The organism is Microbispora sp. H13382, assembly GCF_014161445.1.
Taxonomy (GTDB): Bacteria; Actinomycetota; Actinomycetes; order Streptosporangiales; family Streptosporangiaceae; genus Microbispora.
Genome location: NZ_JABBXA010000010.1, coordinates 124,899 through 147,370, shown reverse-complemented (window position 1 = coordinate 147,370; position 22,472 = coordinate 124,899). Strand labels below are relative to the sequence as shown.

16 protein-coding genes and 1 pseudogene are annotated in these 22,472 nt (G+C 71.2%); 9 read left to right on the top strand and 8 right to left on the bottom strand.

Features of this window, described 5'->3' with window-relative positions; all coding sequences use genetic code 11:
- Window positions 1-147: 147 nt before the first annotated feature.
- Complete coding sequence (locus HHX41_RS21290) at window positions 148-489, bottom strand: PadR family transcriptional regulator (protein WP_310742108.1); 342 nt, start codon at window positions 487-489, stop codon at window positions 148-150.
- Window positions 490-740: 251 nt separating this feature from the next.
- Here HHX41_RS21290 and HHX41_RS21285 point away from each other — a divergent pair, with 251 nt between their 5' ends.
- From HHX41_RS21285 to HHX41_RS21275, 3 genes are all read left to right on the top strand, one after another.
- Complete coding sequence (locus HHX41_RS21285; protein ID WP_182907392.1) at window positions 741-2,090, top strand: TrkH family potassium uptake protein; 1,350 nt, start codon at window positions 741-743, stop codon at window positions 2,088-2,090.
- A gap of 1 nt (window position 2,091) precedes the next feature.
- Window positions 2,092-2,745, top strand: a complete 654-nt coding sequence (locus HHX41_RS21280) for a TrkA family potassium uptake protein (RefSeq protein WP_182907391.1) — start codon at window positions 2,092-2,094, stop codon at window positions 2,743-2,745.
- Window positions 2,746-2,976: 231 nt separating this feature from the next.
- On the top strand, window positions 2,977-4,017 hold the full coding sequence (locus HHX41_RS21275; protein ID WP_169988901.1) for a PP2C family protein-serine/threonine phosphatase: 1,041 nt from the start codon (window positions 2,977-2,979) through the stop codon (window positions 4,015-4,017).
- A gap of 117 nt (window positions 4,018-4,134) precedes the next feature.
- Here the strand turns inward: HHX41_RS21275 and HHX41_RS21270 are convergent, their stop codons facing one another.
- From HHX41_RS21270 to HHX41_RS40800, 3 genes and pseudogenes are all read right to left on the bottom strand, one after another.
- Window positions 4,135-5,997, bottom strand: coding sequence for a thiamine pyrophosphate-dependent enzyme (locus HHX41_RS21270; protein WP_182907390.1), 1,863 nt, complete (start codon window positions 5,995-5,997; stop codon window positions 4,135-4,137).
- On the bottom strand, window positions 5,987-8,761 hold the full coding sequence (locus HHX41_RS21265; RefSeq protein ID WP_259401177.1) for an FAD-binding and (Fe-S)-binding domain-containing protein: 2,775 nt from the start codon (window positions 8,759-8,761) through the stop codon (window positions 5,987-5,989). Before HHX41_RS21265 ends, HHX41_RS21270 begins: the two co-directional genes overlap by 11 nt.
- An 88-nt stretch (window positions 8,762-8,849) precedes the next feature.
- A pseudogene (locus tag HHX41_RS40800) lies at window positions 8,850-8,981 on the bottom strand (hypothetical protein); the annotation flags it as partial.
- A gap of 426 nt (window positions 8,982-9,407) precedes the next feature.
- On the opposite strand from HHX41_RS40800, the gene HHX41_RS21260 reads away from it, so the two are divergent.
- Entirely contained in the window at window positions 9,408-9,617 is a 210-nt protein-coding gene (locus HHX41_RS21260; RefSeq protein WP_169988899.1) for a hypothetical protein, read from the top strand.
- Between the two features lie 52 nt (window positions 9,618-9,669).
- Window positions 9,670-11,436, top strand: a complete 1,767-nt coding sequence (locus HHX41_RS21255; protein ID WP_182907389.1) for a thiamine pyrophosphate-dependent enzyme — start codon at window positions 9,670-9,672, stop codon at window positions 11,434-11,436.
- Window positions 11,437-11,536: 100 nt separating this feature from the next.
- Here HHX41_RS21255 and HHX41_RS21250 read toward each other — a convergent pair whose 3' ends face one another.
- Entirely contained in the window at window positions 11,537-13,129 is a 1,593-nt protein-coding gene (locus tag HHX41_RS21250) for an alkaline phosphatase (protein ID WP_182907388.1), read from the bottom strand.
- Between the two features lie 202 nt (window positions 13,130-13,331).
- Here HHX41_RS21250 and HHX41_RS21245 point away from each other — a divergent pair, with 202 nt between their 5' ends.
- The 3 genes from HHX41_RS21245 (at window position 13,332) to HHX41_RS21235 (ending at window position 16,292) form a co-directional block, all read left to right on the top strand.
- A complete protein-coding gene (locus HHX41_RS21245; protein WP_182907387.1) occupies window positions 13,332-14,255 on the top strand; it encodes an NAD(P)-dependent oxidoreductase in 924 nt (307 codons plus the stop codon).
- Entirely contained in the window at window positions 14,252-15,007 is a 756-nt protein-coding gene (locus HHX41_RS21240; RefSeq protein WP_182907386.1) for an SDR family NAD(P)-dependent oxidoreductase, read from the top strand. The genes HHX41_RS21245 and HHX41_RS21240 overlap by 4 nt, the downstream gene beginning before the upstream one ends.
- Window positions 15,008-15,284: 277 nt before the next feature.
- A complete protein-coding gene (locus HHX41_RS21235; protein ID WP_310742107.1) occupies window positions 15,285-16,292 on the top strand; it encodes an IS630 family transposase in 1,008 nt (335 codons plus the stop codon).
- Window positions 16,293-16,299: 7 nt separating this feature from the next.
- On the opposite strand, the gene HHX41_RS21230 is transcribed toward HHX41_RS21235, so the two are convergent.
- Window positions 16,300-16,737, bottom strand: a complete 438-nt coding sequence (locus HHX41_RS21230) for a hypothetical protein (protein ID WP_169988895.1) — start codon at window positions 16,735-16,737, stop codon at window positions 16,300-16,302.
- A gap of 23 nt (window positions 16,738-16,760) precedes the next feature.
- Window positions 16,761-17,396: a helix-turn-helix transcriptional regulator gene (locus HHX41_RS21225; RefSeq protein ID WP_182907385.1), complete on the bottom strand. Its 636-nt coding sequence runs from the start codon at window positions 17,394-17,396 to the stop codon at window positions 16,761-16,763.
- A 119-nt stretch (window positions 17,397-17,515) separates the two neighbouring features.
- Here HHX41_RS21225 and HHX41_RS21220 point away from each other — a divergent pair, with 119 nt between their 5' ends.
- The gene (locus HHX41_RS21220) at window positions 17,516-18,334 is read left to right on the top strand and encodes an AfsR/SARP family transcriptional regulator (protein WP_182907384.1); all 819 of its coding nucleotides are present in this window, start codon (window positions 17,516-17,518) and stop codon (window positions 18,332-18,334) included.
- Between the two features lie 7 nt (window positions 18,335-18,341).
- On the opposite strand, the gene HHX41_RS21215 is transcribed toward HHX41_RS21220, so the two are convergent.
- The gene (locus tag HHX41_RS21215) at window positions 18,342-22,385 is read right to left on the bottom strand and encodes a hypothetical protein (RefSeq protein ID WP_182907383.1); all 4,044 of its coding nucleotides are present in this window, start codon (window positions 22,383-22,385) and stop codon (window positions 18,342-18,344) included.
- Window positions 22,386-22,472 lie beyond the last annotated feature (87 nt).

The window sequence follows — 22,472 nt, the reverse complement described above, 5'->3', positions numbered from 1 at the left end:
CCGTGCCCGCTGATTCGCTCGCTTCGCTCGCTTGGCTCGCTTCGCTCGCTCATGCCACCCCCTCGCCTTGCGGCTCGGGGTCACGTCGTGCCGAAGGCGCGCAGGTCAGTACCTCGCGAATCGCACTGTGCTTACTGATTCGCTCGCTCATGCCAGACCTCCCGCCTGCCTGAGCCGCAGCCGCTCGACGGCGCGGCGCGCGTTGTCGGCCAGCCGTACGGCTTCCTCCTCCAGCGCCCGCGCCCCCTCGTCGGTCAGGCGGTAGTAGCGGCGCAGCCGTCCCTGCCGCACCTCCTCGCGGTCCGCCTCCACGAATCCGTCGGCCGCGAGCCGGTCCAGCACGCCGTACAGGGTGCCGATCTTGAGCTGGACGCGTCCCCCGGAGAGCCGCTCGACCTCCTGCGCGATGCCGTAGCCGTGCCGCGGCTCGTCGACCAGTGCGGTGAGAACGAGAAAGGCGGGCTCCGTCATCGTCCGTGCTGCTGTCACGTTGCCACTATATATCGGGAGGCATGATATTGGCGCGCCCCGAGCATCGTCGGGGTGGCGAACCCTGATGTGCCTGACCCGTAATGTGCTGTTACGGTAGGCCGCGGTGTGCCGGGAAGTCGGGTCGGCGACGTCGTCGCATCGCCCGTACGGAGGTTTCCGGTGATTCGCAGGACAGCAGTCCGGCACTGCGCCGGCGACGAACGCGCTCGTGGCCGCGGGGACGGCCGCGAGAGCGCGGAGCGACGGCCATGAGACTGTTCTGGGCCGTGCTGGGGCGCTTCCACCATCCTGCGCAGGTCATCACGACGGTGTTCGGGGTGACGATCCTCCTGGGGACCACCCTGCTGTCCAGTCCGATGGCCACGGCCTCGGGCGAGCCAGCGGGCTGGATCACCGCCCTGTTCACCGCGACCTCTGCGGTGTGCGTGAACGGGCTCACGGTCGTCGACACGGCCACGCACTGGTCGGCGTTCGGCGAGGTGGTCATCGCCGTCCTGATCCAGGTGGGCGGTCTCGGCATCATGACCCTCGCGACCGTCTTCACCCTGCTCGTCTCCCGTAGGCTGGGCCTGCGCGCCCGGCTGTCCGCGCAGGCCGAGGCCAAGGTGCTCAACGCCGGCGACCTGCGGCGCGTGGTGGGCAAGGTCGTCGTGTTCAACCTGCTCTGCGAGGCCGTCGTGGGGACCGTCCTCACGCTCAGGTTCGTGCTCGGATACGGCGAGCCCGTCGGGCGCGGCCTGTACCTGGGCATGTTCCACGCGGTCTCGTCGTTCAACAACGCCGGTTTCGCGCTCTGGCCCGACAGCCTGGTCAGGTTCGCCGCGGATCCGTGGATCTGCCTGACCGTCGCGACGGCGGTGATCGTGGGCGGGCTCGGCTACCCGGTGGTGTTCGAGCTGCGCCGGTCCTGGCGCCGCCCAGGACGCTGGTCGCTGCTCACCCGCATCACGCTCGCGGTCACCACCGTCCTGCTGGCCGGGGGCACGCTGGTCTTCCTCGTCACGGAATGGACCAATCCCAGCACGCTCGGCGGCATGGACGGCAACGGCAAGCTGCTCGCCTCCTTCTTCGCCGCCGTCATGCCGCGCAGCGCTGGGTTCAACAGCATCGACATCGCACAGATGCACCCCTCCAGCTGGCTGGTCACCGAGCTGCTGATGTTCGTCGGCGGCGGCAGCGCGGGCACCGCGGGCGGTATCAAGGTCACCACCCTTGGCCTGCTCACGTTCATCGTCTGGGCGGAGCTCCGCGGCGAGAGCCGGGTGAACATCGGCCACCGCCGCCTCACCGAGGCCGCGCAGCGGCAGGCGGTCTCGCTCACCGTGCTGAGCGTGAGCCTGGTCGCGCTCTTCACCTACGTCCTGCTGGTGCTGACGCCGCACTCCCTCGACCGGGTGCTGTTCGAGGTCGTCTCCGCCTTCGGCACGACCGGGCTGTCCGTGGGCGTCGCCTCCGCCGTGTCCCCCGCCGCGCAGATACTGCTCACGCTGCTGATGTTCGTGGGCCGGATCGGCCCGCTCACGCTCGGTTCCGCGCTGGCGCTCAAGGAGCGCAGCCGCCGTTATGAATTACCGGAGGAGGACGTCATCGTTGGCTGACATGAGAAACGACCCCGTCGCGGTGATCGGTCTCGGCCGCTTCGGCACCGCGCTCGCCCTGGAGCTGGTGCGGCGCGGCACCGAGGTGCTGGCCATCGACCATCGCCCGAAGGTGGTGCAGAGCCTCGCGGGACAGATCACCCATATCGCCACTGCCGACGCCACCGACCCCGAGGCGTTGCGCCAGCTGGGCCTGCCTGACTTCTACCGCGCGGTGTGCGCCATCGGCAGCGACCTGGAGGCGAGCATCCTCGCCTCGTCGCTGCTGGTGGAGATGGAGATCGACGACATCTGGGCCAAGGCCGTGAGCCGTCAGCACGGCCGCATCCTCAGCCGGATCGGCGTCCAGCACGTGGTCTTCCCCGAGCACGACATGGGCGAGCGCGTGGCCCACCTGGTGAGCGGCCGCATGCTCGACTACATGGAGGTCGACGAGAACTTCGCCCTGGTCAAGACCCTCCCGCCCAAGGAGTACGTCGGGGTCCCCCTCGGCGAGTCGAGCCTGCGCCGCAAGTACGGCGTGACGGTGGTGGCGGTCAAGCGGCCGGGCGAGGAGTTCACCTACGCCACCGCGGAGACCGAACTCGGCTACGGTGACGTGATCATCGTGTCCGGGCGTACGGACCAGGTCGAACGTTTCGCGGAACTGCCGTGACGGGGTGGCGGGAAGGCCGAATATCCGGCTTCACCGGCCATCACGTCACGAATTCGAGTAACGTCACTACTCGTAGTGATCAGGTGGGGCGCGCCGCGACTTGACCGGACCGGCCCCAAATCGTGCCATCCGTCGCGGACGACGGGGAGTGCCCCGATCGCAAGACGGGAAGGAGTAAACCCATCAGGAAAGGAATCATGTGCTGACGTGGGGGCCGGCAATGGAGTCGCGATGAGTTCCCAGAGCATCCTGCGCGCGTTGCCGTTCATCGCGATTCTCCTGGTCGTCGTCGTCGACCTGATAACGGGCCCCGGTGTGGGCTTCCTGCCGCTCCTCACCCTCGGTCCGGCCTTCGCCTCGGTCGCGGGCGGCGTGCGGCGCACCGTCCTGGTGGGGGTGCTGGCCCTGGGCATCTGCCTCCCCCTCGCCGTCTACGACGGTCTCCTCGGCAGACCGCAGAACAACCTCACCATCGCGGCCATCATCGGCGTCACCGCCGCGAGCATGCTCGCCAGCAGGCTCAGGAACCGGCGGGAGCGCGAGCTGGCCGACGTCCGCCTGGTCGCCGAGGCGGCCCAGCGAGTGCTGCTGCGCCCCGTCCCCCGCCGCGCCGGCGACCTCCGGGTCGCGCTCTCCTACACCTCCGCCGCCGCCGAGGCCCAGATCGGCGGGGACCTCTACGAGGTCGTCACCACCCCCGACGGCGTACGCATCCTCGTCGGCGACGTGCAGGGCAAGGGCCTGGAGGCGGTGGAGACCGCGGCGTGGGTGCTCGGCGCCTTCCGCGAGGCGGCCTACGACCAGTCCGAACTCGCCGGCGTGGTCGAGCGCGTCGAGACCAGCCTGGCCCGGCACCTGAGCGGCGAGAAGTTCGTCACCGCCATCGTCGCGCAGGTCCACGACGGGGAGATCTCGCTGCTGAACTGCGGCCACCCGGCTCCCCTCGTGCTGCGGCACGACGGCGGTGTCCAATTCGCGGAGCCGCAGGAGGAAGCCCTCCCGCTCGGGCTCGGCATGCTCGGCTCGCCGCGCCCGAAGCCCCACCGGGTGCCCTTCGGGGAGGGCGACCAGATCTTGTTCTACACCGACGGCGTGGTCGAGGCCCGGAACCGGGAGGGCCGCTTCTACCCCCTCAAGGAGCGGGCGCACCTGCTGCGCGGCGCCGATCCCCAGGCGGCCCTCGACGGACTGCGCGCCGACCTGCTGCGCCACGTCGGCGGCCCGGTCCCCGACGACGCCGCCATGCTCCTGCTGCACCGCCACCCTGGATAAGCCCGGCACCCTGGATGAGCCCGCCACCCTGGATGAGCCCGCCACCCTGGATGAGCCCGGCACCCTGGATAAGCCCGGCATCCCCGATGAGCCCGGCACCCGGCCGGGCCGCGGCCCCTACTCGGGATGCTCGCCTCTGGCGCGGTCGCGGAGCCGGCCCACCAGCGTGGCCGCGGCCTGCCCGACCCTGCGGGGCACGGCGTGCGCCGGGCTGGCCGCGAAGCTCGACTCGTCCAGCATGTCCTTGACCATCTGCAGGGCGATGCGGTTGCGGTTCGGCGTGCCCTGGACCAGCGCCTCGGTCAGCTTCTGCACCTGGTGGCTCTTCACCTTCGCCGGCAGCGGCGGCTCGTGCTGGTCGACCAGGCACTCGACGATGACCGGCCCGTCCCAGGAGAGCGCCTCGTACATCTGGTCGGCGCAGGTTCTCGGGTCCGTGATGCACATCCCCCGGGCTCCGCACGCTTCGGCGAACTGGACGAAGTCGATGGGGGCGAGGTTGACGCCGTACTCGGGATTGCCGAGGAACACCATCTGCTCCCACTTGATCAGTCCGAGAGAGTTGTTCTTCGCCACCACGATCTTGATGGGCAGGTCGTGCTGCACGGCGGTGAGGAAGTCGCCGAGCTGCATCGTCAGCGACCCGTCCCCGGTGAAGGCGACGACCTGCCGTCCCGGGTAGGCGACCTGCGCGCCGATGGCGTACGGCAGGGCCGCCGCCATCGAGCAGTTCGTGCCGGAGAAGCTGAACATCTGCCCGCGGCGGATCTTGATTTGCCGGGCCGCCCAGCTCGTGACCGTGCCCGAGTCGCCGCACACGATGGCGTCCGGCGTGAGCGCGCCGTTGAGCGCCCAGGCGGGCACCTGTGGCTTCATCGGCATGTCGGTGCGCGTGCCGCGCTCCTCCATGAGCCGCCACCACTCGCGCATCCCCTGCTGGGCTCTGGTCAGGAACGACCTGTCCTCGTTGCGGGTCAGCAGTGGCAGGAGCTCGGCGAGGGTGGCCCGCGCGTCGCCGGCCAGCGGCACGTCCACCGGGTAGCGCAGGCCGAGCCGTTCCGGCCTGTCGTCGATCTGCACGCCCACGGCCTGCCCCGGCGCGGGGTAGTACTCGATGTACGGCATGGTGGAGCCGACGATCAGCAGCGCGTCGCACTCCTCCATCGCTTCCTCGCTCGGGCGGCTGCCGACCAGGCCGATGGGCCCCGTGGTGTAGGGGTTGTCGTCGGGCACGCAGTCCTTGCCGAGCTGGGCCTTGACGATCGGCGCGCCGAGCTTCTCCGCGACCGCCTCGAGTTCGTCCACCGCGCCGCGGGCGCCCGCCCCGGCGAGGATGAGCGGCCTGCTGCGCCCCGACAGCGCCTGCGCGGCCGCGTCGAGGTCCTGCCGGCGCGGCACCCGGATCGGCGGCCGGTACGCGGTGGAGGTGTGGCCCTCGACGTTGCGCCGGAAGCGGCTGCCCGAGCCGGCCGGGGCCGCCTGGTAGTCGATCGGGAAAGTGAGGTGGACCGGGCCGCGCTGGGTCAGCGCCGTGCGCACGGCGTAGTCGGTGACGTTGACCACGTGCGCCGGTCCCATGATGCGCTGGTTGTACAGCGCCACGTCGTCGAACATGTAGTCGGTGTTGACGTCCTGCAGGTAGCTGGTCCCGACGAGGTCGTGGTAGGTCATGCCGCTGATGGCCAGGAGCGGCGCCTGGTCGGTCCGCGCGTCGAGCAGCCCGTTGAGCAGGTGCGCCGCGCCGGGACCCGAGGTCGCGAAGCACACGCCGAGCCGCCCGGTGAACTTGGCGTAGCCGACCGCCGCCATCGCGGCCACCTCCTCGTGGCGGCAGTGGATGTAGCGCAGGTCCCGCCTGCGGTTGTGCAGGGCGTCCATGAAGCCGTTGATGCCGTCGCCCGGCAGGCCGAAGACGACGTCCACCCCCCACTGGATCAGCCGGTCGACGAGGACGTCCGCGGCGGTGAACTCATCGCTCATGATGGGTCTCCCTCGGTGAGACGCGTACGCGCCGTCTGGCGGCGAGTGCCGCCGCGACGGCGACGGCGGCCCCTACGCCGACGGCGGCTGCCGCGCGCGGGCCCCCACGTCCGCCGGCTCCGTCTCCGGCCTGCACGATGGCGCTGTCGACGGCGCTGTCGACGGCGTGGCCGGCCGGCCCGGACTCGCCCTCGCGGATCGCGAGCGCGAGCACCTGAGCCAGGTGCAGAGGCCTGCGGCCGGTCCCGGCGGTGATCTGCCCGCGGCAGCTGAACCCGTCGGCGACGATCAGCGTGCCGGGGCCGGCGGCGCGCACCTTCGGAAGCAGCACCCGCTCCCCCGCCGCCATCGACACCGCGTAGTGCTCGCCGGCCTCGTACCCGAAGCCGCCGGCCATGCCGCAGCAGCCGGAGTCCGGGATCTCCACGTCCAGCCCCATGTCGCGCAGCAGCGCCCGCTCGGCCTCGAATCCCATCACCGCGTGGTGGTGACAGTGCACCTGGACGAGCGCCTCGCGCCGCAGCCGGGGCCGCGGCCAGCCCGGCGCGTGCCGGGTGAGGAACTCCGACAACAGGTAGCTGCCCGCGCGCAGCCGCCCCGCGTCGAGGTCGTCGGGCAGCAGGTTGGTCAGCTCGTCGCGGAAGACGGCCAGGCAGCTCGGCTCCAGGCCGACCACCGGGATCCCCGCCTCGACGTGCGGGCCGACCGCGTCCAGCACCCGGCGCAGGTAGCGCCGCGCGAGCGTGAGCATCCCGTAGTCGTACAGCGGGCGACCGCAGCACAGCGGGCCCTCGGGCACGATGACGCGGAACCCGGCGGCCTCCAGGACGTCCACGGCCGCGACCCCCACCTCCGGCTGGAAGTGCTCGGTGAAGGTGTCCGGCCACAGCAGGACGGGCGGCCCGCCCGGGTTGCGCGGCACATGCGTGGCCATGACGCGGCGGAACGTGCGGGGCGCGAAGCGCGGCGTGTCGCGCTCCACGGCGATCCCGGCGGCCAGCTTGACCAGCCGCCCGAGCGCCGGCGCGTGGGTGACGGCGTTGGCCAGGCGCGGGACGCGCGAGGCCAGCCGGGCCCACACGTCGACGAGCCCCAGCGCGTACGCCTGCCGGGGCCGCGGCCTGCCGGCGTAGTAGTGTTGGAGGAACTCGGCCTTGTAGGTGGCCATGTCCACCTTCACGGGGCAGTCGCTCTTGCACCCCTTGCAGGCCAGGCAGAGGTCGAGGGCCTCGTGCACGGCCTCGCTGCGCCAGCGGTCTCCGACCGGCCCCGCGCTCTCGGCCATCTCCTGCAGCAGCCGGGCCCGGCCCCGGGTGGAGTGCTTCTCCTCGCGGGTGACCATGAAGCTCGGGCACATCACCCCGCCGGACAGGTGACGGCACTTGCCCACGCCGAAGCAGCGGCCGGCCGCCTCGGTGAAGCTGCCGCCGTCGAGCGGGTAGCCGAAGACGTGCTCCAGGTCGAGCGGACGGTACGCCGGCCCCTCACGCAGGTGCGCGTCCAGCGGGTAGGGGTCGATCAGCTTGTGGGGGTTCATCCGGCCGTCGGGGTCCCAGACGCGCTTGAACTCCTCGAAGGCCCGCATCAGCTCGGGCGGGAACATGCGCGGCCACAGCTCGGCCCGCCCGTGCCCGTCGCCGTGCTCCCCCGACAGCGATCCGCCGTACGCGACGACGAGGTCGGCGGCCTCCTCCATGAACCTCCGGAAGGCCCGGACGCCGTCGAGGCTGCGCAGGTCGAAGTCGATGCGGCTGTGCACGCATCCCTGGCCCCAGTGGCCGTAGAAGACGGCGTCGTAGCCGTGCCGGTCGAGCAGGCGCAGGAAGTCGCGCAGGTAGGGCCCGAGGACGTCGGGATGGACGGCGGCGTCCTCCCAGTTGGGCCAGCCGCCGTGGCCACCGAGCCCGACGGGCATGCGAGCGGTGCCCGCCGAGTGGCGCCGGATCTCCCACACCGCGCTCTCGTCGGCCGGGTCGTCGTAGAACCTGCAGCTCGGACCGTGCGGACGCATCCGGACGGCGCGGACCAGCCGCGCGGCCCGCGCGTCGGCCTCGCGCTGCGTCTCGCCACCGAACTCCACGAGCAGCCACGCCCGGCCGGAAGGCAGCAGGTTCTCCCCGCCGAAGCGGAAGCCCTTGGCCTGGAGGTTGGTCACGACGTGGCGGCTGGTGAACTCCAGCCCGATCGCCCCGAACCGCAGCAGCCAGGGCACGTCGTCTCCGGAGGAGGGGATGTCGGGGTAACCGAGCACGACGAGCGCGCGGCGGGGCGGCAGCCGCACCAGCCGGCAGGTCGCGTCGAGGGTCAGCGCCAGCGTGCCCTCCGAGCCCACGAGCGCCCGCGCGACGTGGAAGCCGTTCTCGGGAAGCAGCGCGTCGAGGTTGTAGCCGGACACCCGGCGGGGGATGTCGGGCAGGCCCCGGCGGATCACGTCGGCGTAGGTGTCTCGGATGTGGCGCAGCCCGGCGTAAATCGCGCCGCGCCGCCCACCGGCCGCGATGACGCACTCCAGCTCGTCCTCGCCGGTGGCGCCGACCCGCATGCGGGTGCCGTCGTAGGTGACGACCTCCAGGTCCTCGATGTTGTCGGCCGTTTTGCCCGCCGTCACCGAGTGGGTGCCGCAGGAGTTGTTGCCGGCCATGCCGCCGATCGTCGCGTGGTCGTGGGTCGCGGGGTCCGGGCCGAAGGTCAGGGCGTACGGCGCGGCGGCGTCCCTGAGCCGGTCGCAGATGACGCCGGGCTGCACCCGCGCCGTACGGCGCATGGGGGTGAGCTCGGCGATGCGGGTCCATGTGGCGGGTGAAGTCGAACACCACGGCCCCGTTGACGGTCTGCCCGGTCAGCGAGGTGCCGCAGCCGCGGGCGAGCACGGGAGCGCCGAAACGACGGCACACCTCCAGCGCGGCCTCGACGTCCGCGGCGTCCCTGGGCGTCACCACGCCGACCGGCACCTGCCGGTAGACGGACGCGTCATAGGCGTACATGGCCCGGTCGCCGCCGCCGAACCTCACCTCGCCCGCGACGGCCTCGGCGAGCCGGTCGCGCAGCTCCTCGGCGTACGGGGGCAGCGGCGGGTTCCTGGCCTCTGCCGCCCCCGGCCCCGCGCGGGGCGGCGCCGGCGGCTCCGGTCTCGGGAAGACACGGGTCATGTCCGCCTCCTCGCGGATCTCGCCGGCCCGCCGGACGCGTATGGCTGACAGCGGCGTCTGCGGCGGCCTCTCGCGCGACCCTTCCCGCCGAGCGCGGGCAGGACCACGGGGGCGGGTAAAAGCACGGCGGGGATTCGCCCATACGGGCCGTGCGATGTTCGGGTCTGCCGCGGACAAAGCCCCCATGACCTGCCGTTTCGTTTACGCGTACGGGGGGCGGGAAGGGCACCCCGGGCGAGCCGTTCGATGCCGGAGTCGATCATGAACGTGCAGAGCAACGCGGTGAAGAACGCGGGTGACACCGTGGCGTCGGCGATCGGCAGCGTCGCGGGCGCCGTGGCCGACCCGAAGGGCGCCCTGAAGCAGGCGAAGTCGGCCGTGTCGTCTCCGAAGCCGCTCGCCGTCGCCGCCTGCCTCGCCGCCGCCTACGCCCTTGGCTGGCGGCACGGTCACCGGGCCGCGACGCGCTGAGGGCCGCGGACGCCGCGTTCCCGTACGGCTCATTTGCTATCCGGAGGCGGACATGACCGAGATCGTGGGTGAGAGCCTGGCCCGGCGGCTGGTGGAGTGGGGGGTCGACACGATCTTCGGGCTCCCGGGAGACGGGATCAACGGCCTGATGGAGGGCTTCCGCCGGCACCGGGACAGGCTGCGGTTCATCCTGGTGCACCACGAGGAGGCGGCCGCGTTCATGGCGACCGGCTACGCGAAGGCGACCGGCCGTCTCGGCGTGTGCGCCGCGACCTCCGGGCCGGGCGCGATCCACCTGCTCAACGGGTTGTACGACGCCAAGCTCGACCACGTGCCCGTGCTGGCCCTGACCGGCATGCAGGAGACCTCGGTGCTGGGCACCCACTACCAGCAGGAGGTCCATCTCGACCGTCTCTACCAGGACCTCGCCGCCTACAACCTGATGGTCACCAATCCGCAGCAGATGCCCGGGGTGGTCGACCTCGCGGTGCGCAACGCGCTGACCAGGCGGACGGTGTCGCATCTGACCTTCCCCAACGACATCCAGGTGGCGCCCGCGAGCGAGGACCCCTACCGCCACGTCGGGCCGGGCAACCCGCCCGCGAGCCTGCCGACCTGCTCCAGCCTGCCCCTGCGCCCCGTCGAGGAGGACCTGACCAGGGCGGCCGAGGTGCTGCGGCAGGGCGAGCGGATCGCCATGCTCGTCGGCGTCGGAGCCCGGCACGCCCGCGAGGAGGTGCTGGCGGTCGCGGACAGGCTGGCGAGCCCGATCGTCAAGAGCCTGCCCGGCAAGTTCGTGGTGCCCGACGACCACCCGCTCACCACGGGCGGGCTCGGGCTGCTCGGCACCGCGCCGAGCGAGGAGCTCATGGAGGAGTGCGACACGCTGCTCATGGTCGGCACGTCCTTCCCCTACGGGAAGTACCTGCCGCCCGACGGGCAGGCCCGGGTGGTGCAGATCGACGCCGACCCCACCCTGCTCGGCATCCGCCGGCCGACCCAGGCGCCGGTCACCGCCGATGCCAGGCTCGCCCTCCAGGCGCTGCTGCCCCTGCTCGAACCGGCGAAGGACCGGTCGTTCCTGGAGAAGTACCAGCGCAAGATGGACGCCTGGCGCGAGGACATGAAGGCGCTGCAGGATCCCTCACGCCACCCCATCGCGCCGCAGTACCTCATGGGCTGCGTCGACGACGCCGCCGCCGACGACGCCATCCTGACCTGCGACTCCGGGACCATCGCGACGTGGGCCGCGCGGCACTGGACGATCCGCGGCGGGCGGGAGTTCTACCTGTCGGGCAACCTCGCCACGATGGCCCCGGGCCTGCCGTACGCCGTCGGGATGCAGCACGCCTTCCCCGGGCGGCAGGTGATCGCCTTCGTGGGCGACGGGGGCTTCGCCATGCTCATGGCCGACTTCCTCACCGCCGTACGGCACGAGCTGCCCATCAAGGTCGTGGTCAACAACAACAACAGCTACGGGCAGATCCTGTGGGAGCAGATCATCCTCGGCTATCCCGAGTACGCCGTGCGGCACCGGCAGCCGGAGGCCGACTTCTCCGCCTGGGCCCGCGCCTGCGGGGCGTACGGCGCGAAGATCAAGGATCCGGTGGACCTGCCGGGCGCGATCCGCGAGGCGCTGGCGCACGACGGCCCGGCACTGGTCGACTGTGACGTCAATCCCAACGAGCCGCCCATGCCGGGCAGGGTCAAGTACGAGCAGGCCAAGCACTTCACCGAGGCGTTCCTGCGCGGACAGCCGCACAAGGCCGGCGTCCTCGCCACGGTGGCCCGCGACAAGATCAACGAGCTGCTCTCCTGAGGGTCGCGCCCTCCTCCGGAGCCGGCGGAGCGTGTGCGAGGGCCGCTCCGGCCGGTGCCGGAGCGGCCCTCGCGCAGGACTTCCGGGGCGTGCGCGACGGTCAGCGGTGCGGCGAGCCGGCGCCGAGGCTCTGCTTCGGTCCGCGCTCGGGGCGTAGCGTCGTGCTCCACAGCACCGCGGATCGGGCGTCGCGCAGGCGTACCGTCAAGTCGCCGCTCGGGCCGTCGATCTCGATCTCGCCGAAGTGGTGGAAGCCCTCCATCGGGGATGCGTTCGCCTGCGGCGGCGCGTGCACGAACTCGGCGCGGGGTCCGAACGTGCCGTCGAGCACGTTGGGCCCGAACGCGCCGGCGTTGAGGGGACCGGAGACGAACTCCCAGAACGGGTCGAAGTCCTTGAAAGCCGCGCGGGCGGGGTCGTAGCTGTGCGCGGCGGTGTAGTGGACGTCGGCGGTGACGAACACGATCCCGCGCACGCCGCGCCGCTGGGCCGTGCGGAGCACCTCGGCGAACTCCAGCTCACGCCCGAGCGGCGCGCCCGCGTCGCCCTGGGCCACTCCCTCCTGCGCCGTGGCCCCGTCGGGGACCACGAGGCCGAGCGGCAGGTCGGCCGCGATGACCTTCCAGGTCGCGCGGCTCCTGCTCAGGCCGTCGATCAGCCAGCGCCGCTGCCGGTCGCCGAGCAGGCCGCGGCGCGGGTCGGCGTAGCGGTTGTCGTCGTTGGGGTCCTTGTAGGTCCGCATGTCCAGGACGAAGACGTCGAGGTGGCGGCCGTAGGACAGCGTGCGGTAGACCCGGTCGTCGCCGATCGGCACCCACTCGTGGAACGCCTGCCGGGCACGGGCGGCGAGCACGTCGACGTTCTTCTCGGTGTAACGGGCGTCGTCGAGGATCTGGCCGGGGTACCAGTTGTTGCGGACCTCGTGGTCGTCCCACTGGTTGATCTGCGCCACCTCGGCGGCGAACGCACGATAGTTGGCGTCCAGCAGGTTGTACGCGAACTGCCCGCGATACTCGGCGAGCGTCTCGGCGACCTTGGACTTCTCCGGGGTCGTGACGTTGCGCCAGACCCGGCCGTCCGGCAGCGTCACGGTCGCGGTGAGCGGCCCGTCGGAGTAGACGGTGTCGCCGCTGCACAGGAAGAAGTCCGGGCCCAGGCGGCGCATCTCCTCGAAGATGGTCATGCCGCCGATGTCCGGGTTGATCCCCCAGCCCTGCCCGACGATGTCTCCGGACCAGACGAATCGCACATCGGCGCGCTGGTTGTCCCTCGGCGCGGTGACCAGCGACCCGCTCACGGCCTCGCCGGCCGCGCCGCGCTCGTTCTCGACTCGCACGCGGTAGTGGATTCGCCGGCCCGCGGGCAGTCCACGCAGGCGCACCCGTCCGGTCAGATCGGTGTCCGGAGTGAGCCAGGGTCCCCGGACGGTCTCCGCGTTCCGCAGGTCCGGACGGGTGCCGTACTCGACGACGAGCCGCCCCGGCCGGTCCGCGCGGCCCCAGACGACCGCCGAGTCCACCGTCGCGTCGCCGCTCTGCACGCCGTGGCTCAGCTCGGGCCGGCCGGAGACGACATACGCGGGCGCGGACGCCGTGGCGCGCGCCGACACGGCCCCCAGCACAGGCGACACGGCGAGGCCGCCACCGAGCGCGATGCCCGCTCGAAGGAGCGTTCTTCTCTCAAGGGAGGTCATGCCGCATATCTGTAACGCGTTCGGACAGCCACCCGACCAACGGCACATTACGGATGGTCAAAATGCTCCCCCGCCGGACGGCGACTCCAGGGCGGGCGCCGGGACGGGCACAATCGTTCAAGACCGCCACCACGCCATGGGCTACAACGGTCCCCGGCGTGCCGCCGGGCCGGCACGGGGACGTGTGCGGGGAGGCGAACGGATGGACGTGGGTTTCGTCGGTCTCGGGATCATGGGGCAGCCCATGGCCCTCAACCTGGCCCGCGCGGGAACCCCCCTCGTGGTGTGGAACCGCACGGCCGCCAGGAGCGAGCCGTTGCGCGCCGCGGGCGCGGACGTGGCGGGCAGCGCGGCCGAGGTGTTCCGGCGGTCGCGGGTGGTGCTCCTCATGCTGGCCGACGAGGCCGCGGCCGACGCGGTGCTGGAGCGCGGCACGCCCGGCTTCGCCCGCAACGTCGCGGACCGGGTCGTGGTCCACATGGGCACCACCTCCCCCGGCTACTCGGCCGGGCTGGAGGCCGACGTGCTGGCGGCCGGGGGCCGCTACGCCGAGGCGCCGATCTCCGGCTCCCGGGTGCCCGCCGAGCAGGGGCGGCTGGTGGCGATGCTGGCCGGCCGGCCCGGGACGGTTGAGGAGGTCCGCCCGCTGCTGAAGCCGATGTGCGCCAAGACGGTGGCGTGCGGGCCCGCGCCCAGGGCTCTGCTGACGAAGCTCGCGGTCAACATCTTCCTGATCACGACGGTCACCGGCCTGGCGGAGTCGCTGCATTTCGGCGAACGCCACGGGCTCGACCTCGGGCTGCTCGTGGACGTGCTCAACTCGGGCCAGATGGCCAGCGACGTGTCGCGGGTGAAGGCGGTCAAGCTGGCCGGGCGCGACTTCGCCGCCCAGGCCTCCATCGCCGACGTGCTGAAGAACAACCGGCTCATCGCCGAGGCCGCGCGGGAGGCCGGCATCGCCTCGCCGCTGCTGGACGTCTGCCACGCCCTGTTCGGCGAGACCGTCGCGCTGGGCCACGCCGACCTGGACATGGCCGCCGTCGTCCACGCGATCGAGGCCAGGACACAGATCGGGGCCAGCACACACGTCGAGGCCAGGACACACGGAGAAAGGACATGCGGATGACCTCTCGACCGATCGTCGTCGTCACCGGAGGGACGCGCGGGATCGGCCGGTGCACGGTCGAGCGGCTGTGCGCGGACGGATTCGGTGTGGTCTTCACGCACTCGAACTCCGACGCCGACGCCAAGGCGCTGGAGGACGACCTCGGCCGTCGCGGCGCCCTCGTCCGCGGCGTACGGCTCGACGTGACCGAGGAGGACGCGCCGGAGCGGCTGTTCGAGCTGGCCGAGTCCGCCGGTGACGTCGCGGGTCTGGTGAACAACGCGGGGGTGACCGGCAGGCTCGGGCCGTTCGCCGAGCTGACCGACGCCGACCTGCGGAGGGTCGTCGAGGTGAACCTCATGGCGCCGGTGCGGCTGTGCCGGGAGGCGGCGCGGCGCTGGACCAGCCGGACGGCCGCGCCCGAGACCGGCCCGGTGATCGTCAACGTCTCCTCCGTCGCGGCGCGCACCGGTTCCCCGCACGAGTACGTCGCCTACGCCGCGACCAAGGCCGCGGTCGAGACGCTGACCGTGGGCCTGGCCCGGGAGCTCGCCCCGGCGGGCATCCGGGTGAACGCCGTCTCTCCGGGGACGGTCGACACCACGATCCACGCCCGGGCGGGTGAGCCGGGACGGGCGCAGCGGGTCGCGGCGCGGATCCCGATGGGACGCCCCGGCAGGCCGGAGGAGATCGCCGAGGCGGTCGCGTGGCTGCTGTCGGACCGGGCGTCCTACGTCACCGGGGCCGTGCTGAACGTCGACGGCGGGCTCTAGTACGCCTCCTTCCGAGAAGCGCCTGTCCCCGTACCTCAGACAGAGGCAGAAGGCTCGGCCGCGACCGGCGACCGAGCCTTGACCTGAGACGTCCCGCTAGTGGCCCGTCACTGAACCTCAGCCGGGTAATTGATCTGTGGTGGTGAACCCGTCAGGCTGGCTGCCTCTGTGATGTTGGGAGGTGGTCGTGGCTCGCCGACCGGAGGTGTTCGTCCGGCCGTTAACGATGGAGGAAGGCCGCAGGCTACAGCGGATCACCAGGAGCGCGAAGGATCCGGTGAAGCTGCGGCGGGCGATCGTGGTGATGATGTCCGGTCAGGGCCAAAGTGTCCGGGACATCACCTCGTTGATGCAGGTCAGCGATGACTACGTACGGGATGTCATCCACGCCTTCAACGAGCGGGGGTTCGACGCGCTGGACCCAAAATGGAGCGGGGGCCGTCCACGGGCGATCAATGAGCGGGTGCGTGAGCACATCTGCCTGATCGCCACGACGGTCCCCGCCGAGTGGGGCATCAGGGGGCACTCCACCTGGAGCCTGCGCACGTTGGCCGAGCACCTCATCAGTCGCGGGGTGGTGACGGCGATCAGCCGCGAGCACCTGCGGCGGATCCTGCGCGCGGGCGGGGTGAGCTGGCAGACCACCACCACGTGGAAAGCCTCCACCGACCCGCACTTCATCGCCAAGATGCAGCGTGTACTGGAGTTATACGATCAGCCGCCCGCCGATGGGCGGGTGATCTGCCTGGACGAGTTCGGGCCGCTGAACCTGATGCCGCGCAGGGGTAAGCAGTGGCGCCCGGCAGGGTCGCCGGCCCGGCTGCGGGCCACCTACAACCGCTACAACGGCGTCATGCACGTGATCGCCGCGCTCGACCTGGCCACCGGCAAGCTGTATTACCGCATCCGCACCCACAAGCGCTGGCGTGAGGTGTTGTCCTTCCTCAAGACGCTGCGGGCCCGCTGGCCGGGCGAGAAGCTGTATGTGATCGCCGACAACTTCTCGCCGCACAAACACCCGCAGGTCCGCTCATGGGCGGCCGGCAACGACGTTGAGCTGGTGTTCCTGCCAACCTATGGCTCCTGGCTGAACTGGATCGAATCAGAGTTCGCCGCGCTGCGGTACTACGCCCTCAACGGCACCGACCACCGCACCCATGACGAGCAGAACGTAGCGATCGGCGCCTACGTCCGCTGGCGCAACGCCCGGGCGCAGCCGAAGACGAACTTCGCCGCCAGCTCACCGATCCGAAGCTGGACCAGTTACCCGGCCAAGGTTGCGTGACGCGCCACTAGCTGACCCAGCCGCCGCACGTCCAGGAACTGGGCGTGGTCGAGCCGATGCCCCAGCAGGCGTGGAACCGCTCGCTGCCCTGCGAGGGATCCGACGGAACGGTCCCGGTGTTGTGCGTGCCGAAGTTGCCGAACTCCACCCGCTTGGTCTGCGTGTGCGTGGTCAGCCAGCCATAGCTGCCCCACAGCTGCCGCTCGATCTTCACCCACCACGGGTTGCAGCAGCTGTCGCTAGTGTCCCAGACCAAGCGTCCATACCGGGTGGAACAGTTGGTGCCGACCACGTGCGTGCTCCAGGTGCCGTTCCAGCCCCAGTAGCTGCTGGCGCTGTTCACGGTTCCGCACGCCGCGTTCGCGGGCTGGCTGGCGACCAGCGGGATGGAGATGCCGATGAGGAGCGCGATCGCCGTCGAGATCATTGGTCGTGTGAGTCGCATAGCCGTAAGAGTCGATCAGCGCCCTACCTCGGAGAAGACCTTTGCGCGGTAACGCAAAGGGGTCCGTCGAGGAGCCTGCGGCCCAGCGGCGTGAGGCCGTGCAGGACGGCCGGACCACACCGGGTGCTGGTGATGAGGCCCGCCTGCCTGAGGGTCTTGGTGTGCCTGCTCATCGCGGCGAGTGAGGTGTGGAGCCTGGTGGCGAGTTGCGTCGTGGAGGCACTGTCGCGGAGGGCGGCGAGGACGGCGGCGCGGGTGCCGCCCATGAGGTCGGCGAGGGAGTCCGCCGGGTCGGTGATCGTGTTCCGGCGGTGTTCGGGCGCGATCGGGTAGACCAGGACCGGTGGCAGGTCCTGGTCGGCGAGCGGCAGGGGCGTCGCGCCCCTGAAGAACGACGGCACCAGCCACAGGCCCCGGCCCTGGAGGCGCAGGTCGTGATCGACGGGGTGGCGCACTTCCAGCACCGGTGCACGCCAGCGCATCAGCGGTTCGAAGCTACCTAGCAGCGCCTCGACACCCCCGGCGAGCAGCGCGCCGACGCGGGCCGCGACGTCGGCCTCGACGCTGGCGCGAATCAGGTCATCGTGGTGGTCTGCGCGCGGGGCGGTCGCCAGGCGGGTTCGTGCGATGTCGTCGGCGGTGAAATGAATTCGCAGCACGACACAGAGCTTCGGCAGCCTTTCTTGACACGGCCTTGCCGCTGCCGATCGTGACCGGCGGAAGGGGCCTCACCTGCATGTATACCTCGTCTATACCCGGGCGTCGGATGCTCGTGGTCATGTCGAATCGGGGTTGGGAGTTCCGGCTTCTGGGGCCGGTCGAAGTGGGGCACGGGGACACGACGATCACGGTCGCCAGGCGCGCCCAGCGCTGCCTGCTCGGCCTGCTGCTGCTCGACGCGGGACGGGTCGTCCCGGTGGGCCGGTTGCTGGAGCTGCTGTGGGACGACCGCCCGCCGGCCAACGCCCGCGGCATCCTGCACAGCCACGTCACCCGGCTGCGCGGCACGCTGGACCCCAAGCGGACGGGGTCACGGGGGTTCCGGCTGTTGCGCCAGGGTGACGGCTATCTGGCCCAGACCGATGTCGGCGCGGTCGACGTCCACCGGTTCCGGGACCTGGTCGGGCAGGCCCGCCGGTCGGCCGCGCCGGGGGTCCGGTCGCGGCTGCTGAAAGACGCCCTGGCCTGCTGGCGGGGGCCGCTGCTGGCCGACGCCGCGAGCGATCGGCTGCGTGACCGGCTGGGGGTCGGGCTGGAGGAGCTGCGGCTGGGCGCGATCGAGGCCCGCGCGGAGGCCGAGCTGGCGTGTGGGCGGCACCGGGAGCTGCTGCCCGACCTCGCCGATCTGGTGCGGCTGCATCCGCTCAGGGAGCGGCTGATCCGGGCGTACATGATCGCTCTCTATCGCGACGGCCGCAGGCCCGACGCGCTGGCGGGGTATCGCCGGGCCCGCGGCGACTTCGTGCGGGAACTCGGCCTGGAACCGACCAGGGAGCTCCACGAGCTGCACGACCGGATGGCCCGCGCGGACCCCTCGCTCGACTTCAAGCCGTCGAGGGCGTCCGCGCGGCGCTGGTCGTGGCCGGCGACCGGCTGACAAGCCGCTACCAGCCGGTGTAGTTCACCTCAGGGCTGCCGAGGTGGTTCTTGAACACGGTGGCGAACTCCTGGGCGCCTCTCCTGGTGGGGTGCAGGGAAGAGCGGCTCGCGCACCGGCCCCCGTCGGCGATGCAGCCGTCCCAGATGTCGGTGAAGTCGCCGGGGCCGGTCTTGGTGAAGATCACTTTGTTGACCCATGGGTCGGCGTCGCACGCTCCGTGACCGGCGAAGGCCGGCAGGGAGTCCGCGAAGGACACCTCGTTCCCGGCGTCCCGCAGCACCCGCACCGTGTTCTTCGCCTCGGTGACGAAATGGTCGGCGAGCCGTTGCAGCATTCCGATCTCGTCCTGGTCGAAGCGCTGGCAGACGGTGCCGCCGACCACGTTCGGATAGCCCATGAGGACGATCTTCGCCTTCTTCCCCCGGTTGCCGTCCTTGTTGTGCGTCCTGCTCTCGATCTGCTGAAGGATGTCGGCGACGTTGGCCGGGAGGTTGTACTCCGTCTTGGTGTTCAGCACGTCGGTGATGCGAGCCCTGAGCTGGTCCTCGTAGGGGCTGCCGCCGGCTTTGCAGATGATCAGGTAGCAGCCGGTCAGGACGCCGGACCAGTCGGCGTCGTTGGCTCCGAGCGACAGGGCGACCAGGGTCGTGTTCTTGGTCAGGAAGCCGCTCTCGATCTGGGCCGCCTCCCGGAACCTGCCCTCCGCACGACCGCGATAGTCAGACCAGTCGCCGATCGGCTCGTCCATGTACGCGTACCGCGGCACGAACACGTCCCGCGACTCGGCACCGGAACACGCCACGAACGCGAAGTCCAGCCGAGGGTCGAAGGAGTCGGCGAGCTGGCCGACGGTCTGGGTCTCGCCCGGGAGGACGGTCTGCCTGATCCAGGCGTCGTTGCTGCGCCGGCAGGCGTTCCAGCGCGGCGTCTTGTAGCCGAAGTCGGTCTCGGCGGTGTAGCTTCCGACTCCTTCACCCGAAGTGATGGAGTCGCCCATGGCGACGACGAAGTGCTTGGGCCGTTTCGCGAGCACCTGGAAGGCGATCGCGTCCCAGGCGATGGCGGCCGAGCCGTCGCCCTCGTCGTTCAGGTTGGTGAGCGACACCTTCGGTCTCCCGGCGAACTGGAAGACGCCGAGGTTGTACCACTGGTTCTGCTCCCGGCTCTGGTTCAGGTAGCGGGTCTCCGTGGCGCCGTTGCCCAGATCGACGGTGTAGGGGGCCTGCTGGGTCTCCGCGCGCCGTTTCGGGATGTGGACCAGGACACGGGCCCACCCGTTGATGTCCTCCTCCGGCTCCCAGGTGCCGGTCACCTGCATGACGCCGCCGTTCCTGGCGCTGGTGCGGGTGTACCCGAACCACTCGTGACCGCCGAACCCGTTGCCGAGCTGCTGGAAGTCGGCCCTGGCGGGGACTCTGCCCGCGGAGTCCTGGGCGAATGTGAAGGACAGGGTGCCGCGGTTGGTCCACTGGCTGTTGTCGCAGTTGCCGCGCACCGCCGGGACTGTCACGTCGTCGACGATGAGGACCTTCGTCGTGTCTCCGCCGACGGCGGGCAGCCCGGGCGTCTTGCAGGGCGTCCATTGGTCGGTGGGTTCGGCGCGCTCGGTCGAGGCCCAGGTCGAGTCGTACCGGAGAGCCGCCTCATGCCCGCACGCCGACGCGCAATCCTTCCATTCCTTGGAGAAGTGCCACCAGCACTTGGAGTCGGACCGCAGGCAGGTGCCGCGCCCGTTCCCCGACGACGGCGGCTGGCACTCGTTGCCGGGCGCGCAGAAGGCGTTGTTGTCGACGATCCCCGTGTTGGAGACCGTCGGCACGATCATGGTGCGGTAGCCCTCGGTGGTCCACCACGCGTAGTTGTAGCCGCCCTCGGAGACGTTCTTGTTCTGGGCGGCGTCGAAGTAGGTCTTGGTGATCGGCCACGCCGCCCAGCCCAGCACCTTCTCCTGGTAGGGCCAGTCCTGCGGGTGCGCCGCGTCGGCGTAGCTGTTGTTGTCGAGGAAGGGACGGCGGTCCTGCCGGTAGGACGGGTTGGCGGGGTTGTTCAGCCAGCCCACCCCCCAGGCGCCGTTGTTCGGCGTGCCGTTGTTGTCGATCTTCCAGGCCTCGGCCTTGGCGTGCCAGCCGGAGTTGTACGCCCACACCGCCAGGTACCAGTTCTCGATCTTCGCCGGGTCACCGTCGTTGACCTTCGCCAGCCCGTCGGTGTCGGTCCGGATCTGGTTCCACTTCTCGGCCAGGGTCGACATGCCGGCCGCGATGTTGGTGACGTAGTCGATCGCCACCCGCTTCTGCTTGTTCGCGCTCCACAGGGTCGCGTCGCCGCGCATGTTGTCGGTCTGCTGGGAGATGCCGTAGCCGCAGTCGGCCTTGGTGAAGTCGACGTCCCAGTCGTTGGCGGGGTTGGAGTCGTAGATGTTGACGCCGTAGAAGTTGCCGACCAGCGGGTTGCCGGTCTCGCCCTCCAGCACGCTGCGCTGGGCCTGCCACAGGTTCGACTCCTGCGCGAGGATGCCGAACATGATCGACACCGGGATGCGCCCGCCGCCCTCCAGGTCCGGGACCGGGAACTCGGTCTGCGGGTTCCACGCGGGCAGCCCGGAGCCCTTCCAGCCGGTCGGCCGGGTCACGGTCAGCCGGTTCTTGAAGACGAGCTGGTCGACCGCCCACTCCACCTGCCGCCAGTGCGGCTGGTACACCTGGATCGACGGGTCGTTACGCGGGATGGCGCACCGGTAGCCGGTGTCGACGGTCCCGTTGACGGCGGTGGTCGCGGCGGGGCCCACTAGTTTGAGGGCCAGCGCCAGCTTGGGGTTGGTGGCGCGTCCCGAAGCCGCCGCCGGGAGCAGATCCTCGCCCGGCTGCACCTCGAAGCCGACGTCGGCCTTGGTCGTGACGACCTGTGCGGTGATGTCGACGGGCTCGGCGTCGGGCACGTCGGGGCTGACACCGGGTTTGTCATCGCCCAGGATCGTCGCGGCCGGCGGTCCCGCGGGCGGCGGGGCGCCGGGGCCCGCGCGCAGGCCGCGCCGGGCCGCCGCCGTGACGGCGAGGCCGCCCTCGGAGGAGACGTCGGCCGCCGCCGGGGCGTCCAGGAGCGACACGCCCTGCGGCAGGGCGGCCTTCCGGTCGGCCCGGCCGACGAGGAAGACGCGGCCGTTCGTGCCCGACTTGACCGTCAGCTCGCCCAGGCGGCCCGACGCCAGTTCGCGGGTCGTCCCGCCCAGATACTGGCGGACCTTGACCGACGCGCCGTCGCGGGTGGCGAAGGCCACGCCGCCGTCGGCGGTCGCCCGTAGGTCGAACGGCACCGAGTCGGTGGCCGCGAGCTTGGTGAGCTCGCCGCCGGCCCGCACCTCGACGAGCCGGGCGCCGTCGGCCGCCACCACGGTGTCCCCGACGGGGACGGCCGAGGTGAGCTGGCCGCTGACCACGACGGCCCGGGTCACGCGCTTGGCGGCGGCGTCGACGGTGAGCAGGCGGGTGGTGCCGCGCTGCTCGCTGACGCCCTGCGTGAGCGCGACCGTGTCACCGGCGCCACAGCCCGGGTTGAAGTAGGCGAGCGTCACCTGGTCCCGGAGCTTGGTGACGGCGCCGGTCTTGACGTCGATGATCGCGGCGAACGCGCCCCGGCCGAACAGCCAGGAGCGGTTGGTGAAGTAGCGCGGCGCGTAGACGGCCACGATCCTGGTGCCGGATCCGGTCAGGCAGGCGTTGCCGATCCACTGGTCGGTGTCCATACCCGGCTCGCTGAGGGTGGCGACGGTCCGCCACTGGTAGCCCGTGGCGGCCATCGCCGTGAACACGTGGAACCCGGTCGCGTCACCGGCCGTGGTGACGGCGAAGTCGCTGGACTTCTGCCAGTTCGCGCCCAGCACCCGGTCGCGCAACTCCGGCTGGACGGACGACAGTTCGAGCTGCTGCGGCGGTGGCGTCGGGGAGGGCGCGGGCGGCTCGGCCAGCGCGGCGGTCGCGGGGGTGAGCAGAGTGGCCAGGCAGGCGGCGATCGTGGCACCGATGAGGAGCAGCCGCCGGGGGTGTCTCATACCCGGGAGCATCGGCACACCGACTTGACACGGCCTTGCCATCGCCCGTCGGCGGCCAGCGGGCTCGGTGCGGCGCCACCTGTACAG

Bases quoted from the DNA above. Each gene is read 5' to 3' on its own strand.
- HHX41_RS21285 (WP_182907392.1), top strand. From the start codon at position 741: ATGAGACTGTTCTGGGCCGTGCTGGGGCGCTTCCACCATCCTGCGCAG.
- HHX41_RS21280 (WP_182907391.1), top strand. From the start codon at position 2,092: ATGAGAAACGACCCCGTCGCGGTGATCGGTCTCGGCCGCTTCGGCACC.
- HHX41_RS21275 (WP_169988901.1), top strand. From the start codon at position 2,977: ATGAGTTCCCAGAGCATCCTGCGCGCGTTGCCGTTCATCGCGATTCTC.
- HHX41_RS21270 (WP_182907390.1), bottom strand. From the start codon at position 5,997: ATGAGCGATGAGTTCACCGCCGCGGACGTCCTCGTCGACCGGCTGATC.
- HHX41_RS21265 (WP_259401177.1), bottom strand. From the start codon at position 8,761: ATGCGCCGTACGGCGCGGGTGCAGCCCGGCGTCATCTGCGACCGGCTC.
- HHX41_RS21260 (WP_169988899.1), top strand. From the start codon at position 9,408: ATGAACGTGCAGAGCAACGCGGTGAAGAACGCGGGTGACACCGTGGCG.
- HHX41_RS21255 (WP_182907389.1), top strand. From the start codon at position 9,670: ATGACCGAGATCGTGGGTGAGAGCCTGGCCCGGCGGCTGGTGGAGTGG.
- HHX41_RS21250 (WP_182907388.1), bottom strand. From the start codon at position 13,129: ATGACCTCCCTTGAGAGAAGAACGCTCCTTCGAGCGGGCATCGCGCTC.
- HHX41_RS21245 (WP_182907387.1), top strand. From the start codon at position 13,332: ATGGACGTGGGTTTCGTCGGTCTCGGGATCATGGGGCAGCCCATGGCC.
- HHX41_RS21240 (WP_182907386.1), top strand. From the start codon at position 14,252: ATGACCTCTCGACCGATCGTCGTCGTCACCGGAGGGACGCGCGGGATC.
- HHX41_RS21230 (WP_169988895.1), bottom strand. From the start codon at position 16,737: ATGCGACTCACACGACCAATGATCTCGACGGCGATCGCGCTCCTCATC.
- HHX41_RS21220 (WP_182907384.1), top strand. From the start codon at position 17,516: ATGTCGAATCGGGGTTGGGAGTTCCGGCTTCTGGGGCCGGTCGAAGTG.
- HHX41_RS21215 (WP_182907383.1), bottom strand. From the start codon at position 22,385: ATGAGACACCCCCGGCGGCTGCTCCTCATCGGTGCCACGATCGCCGCC.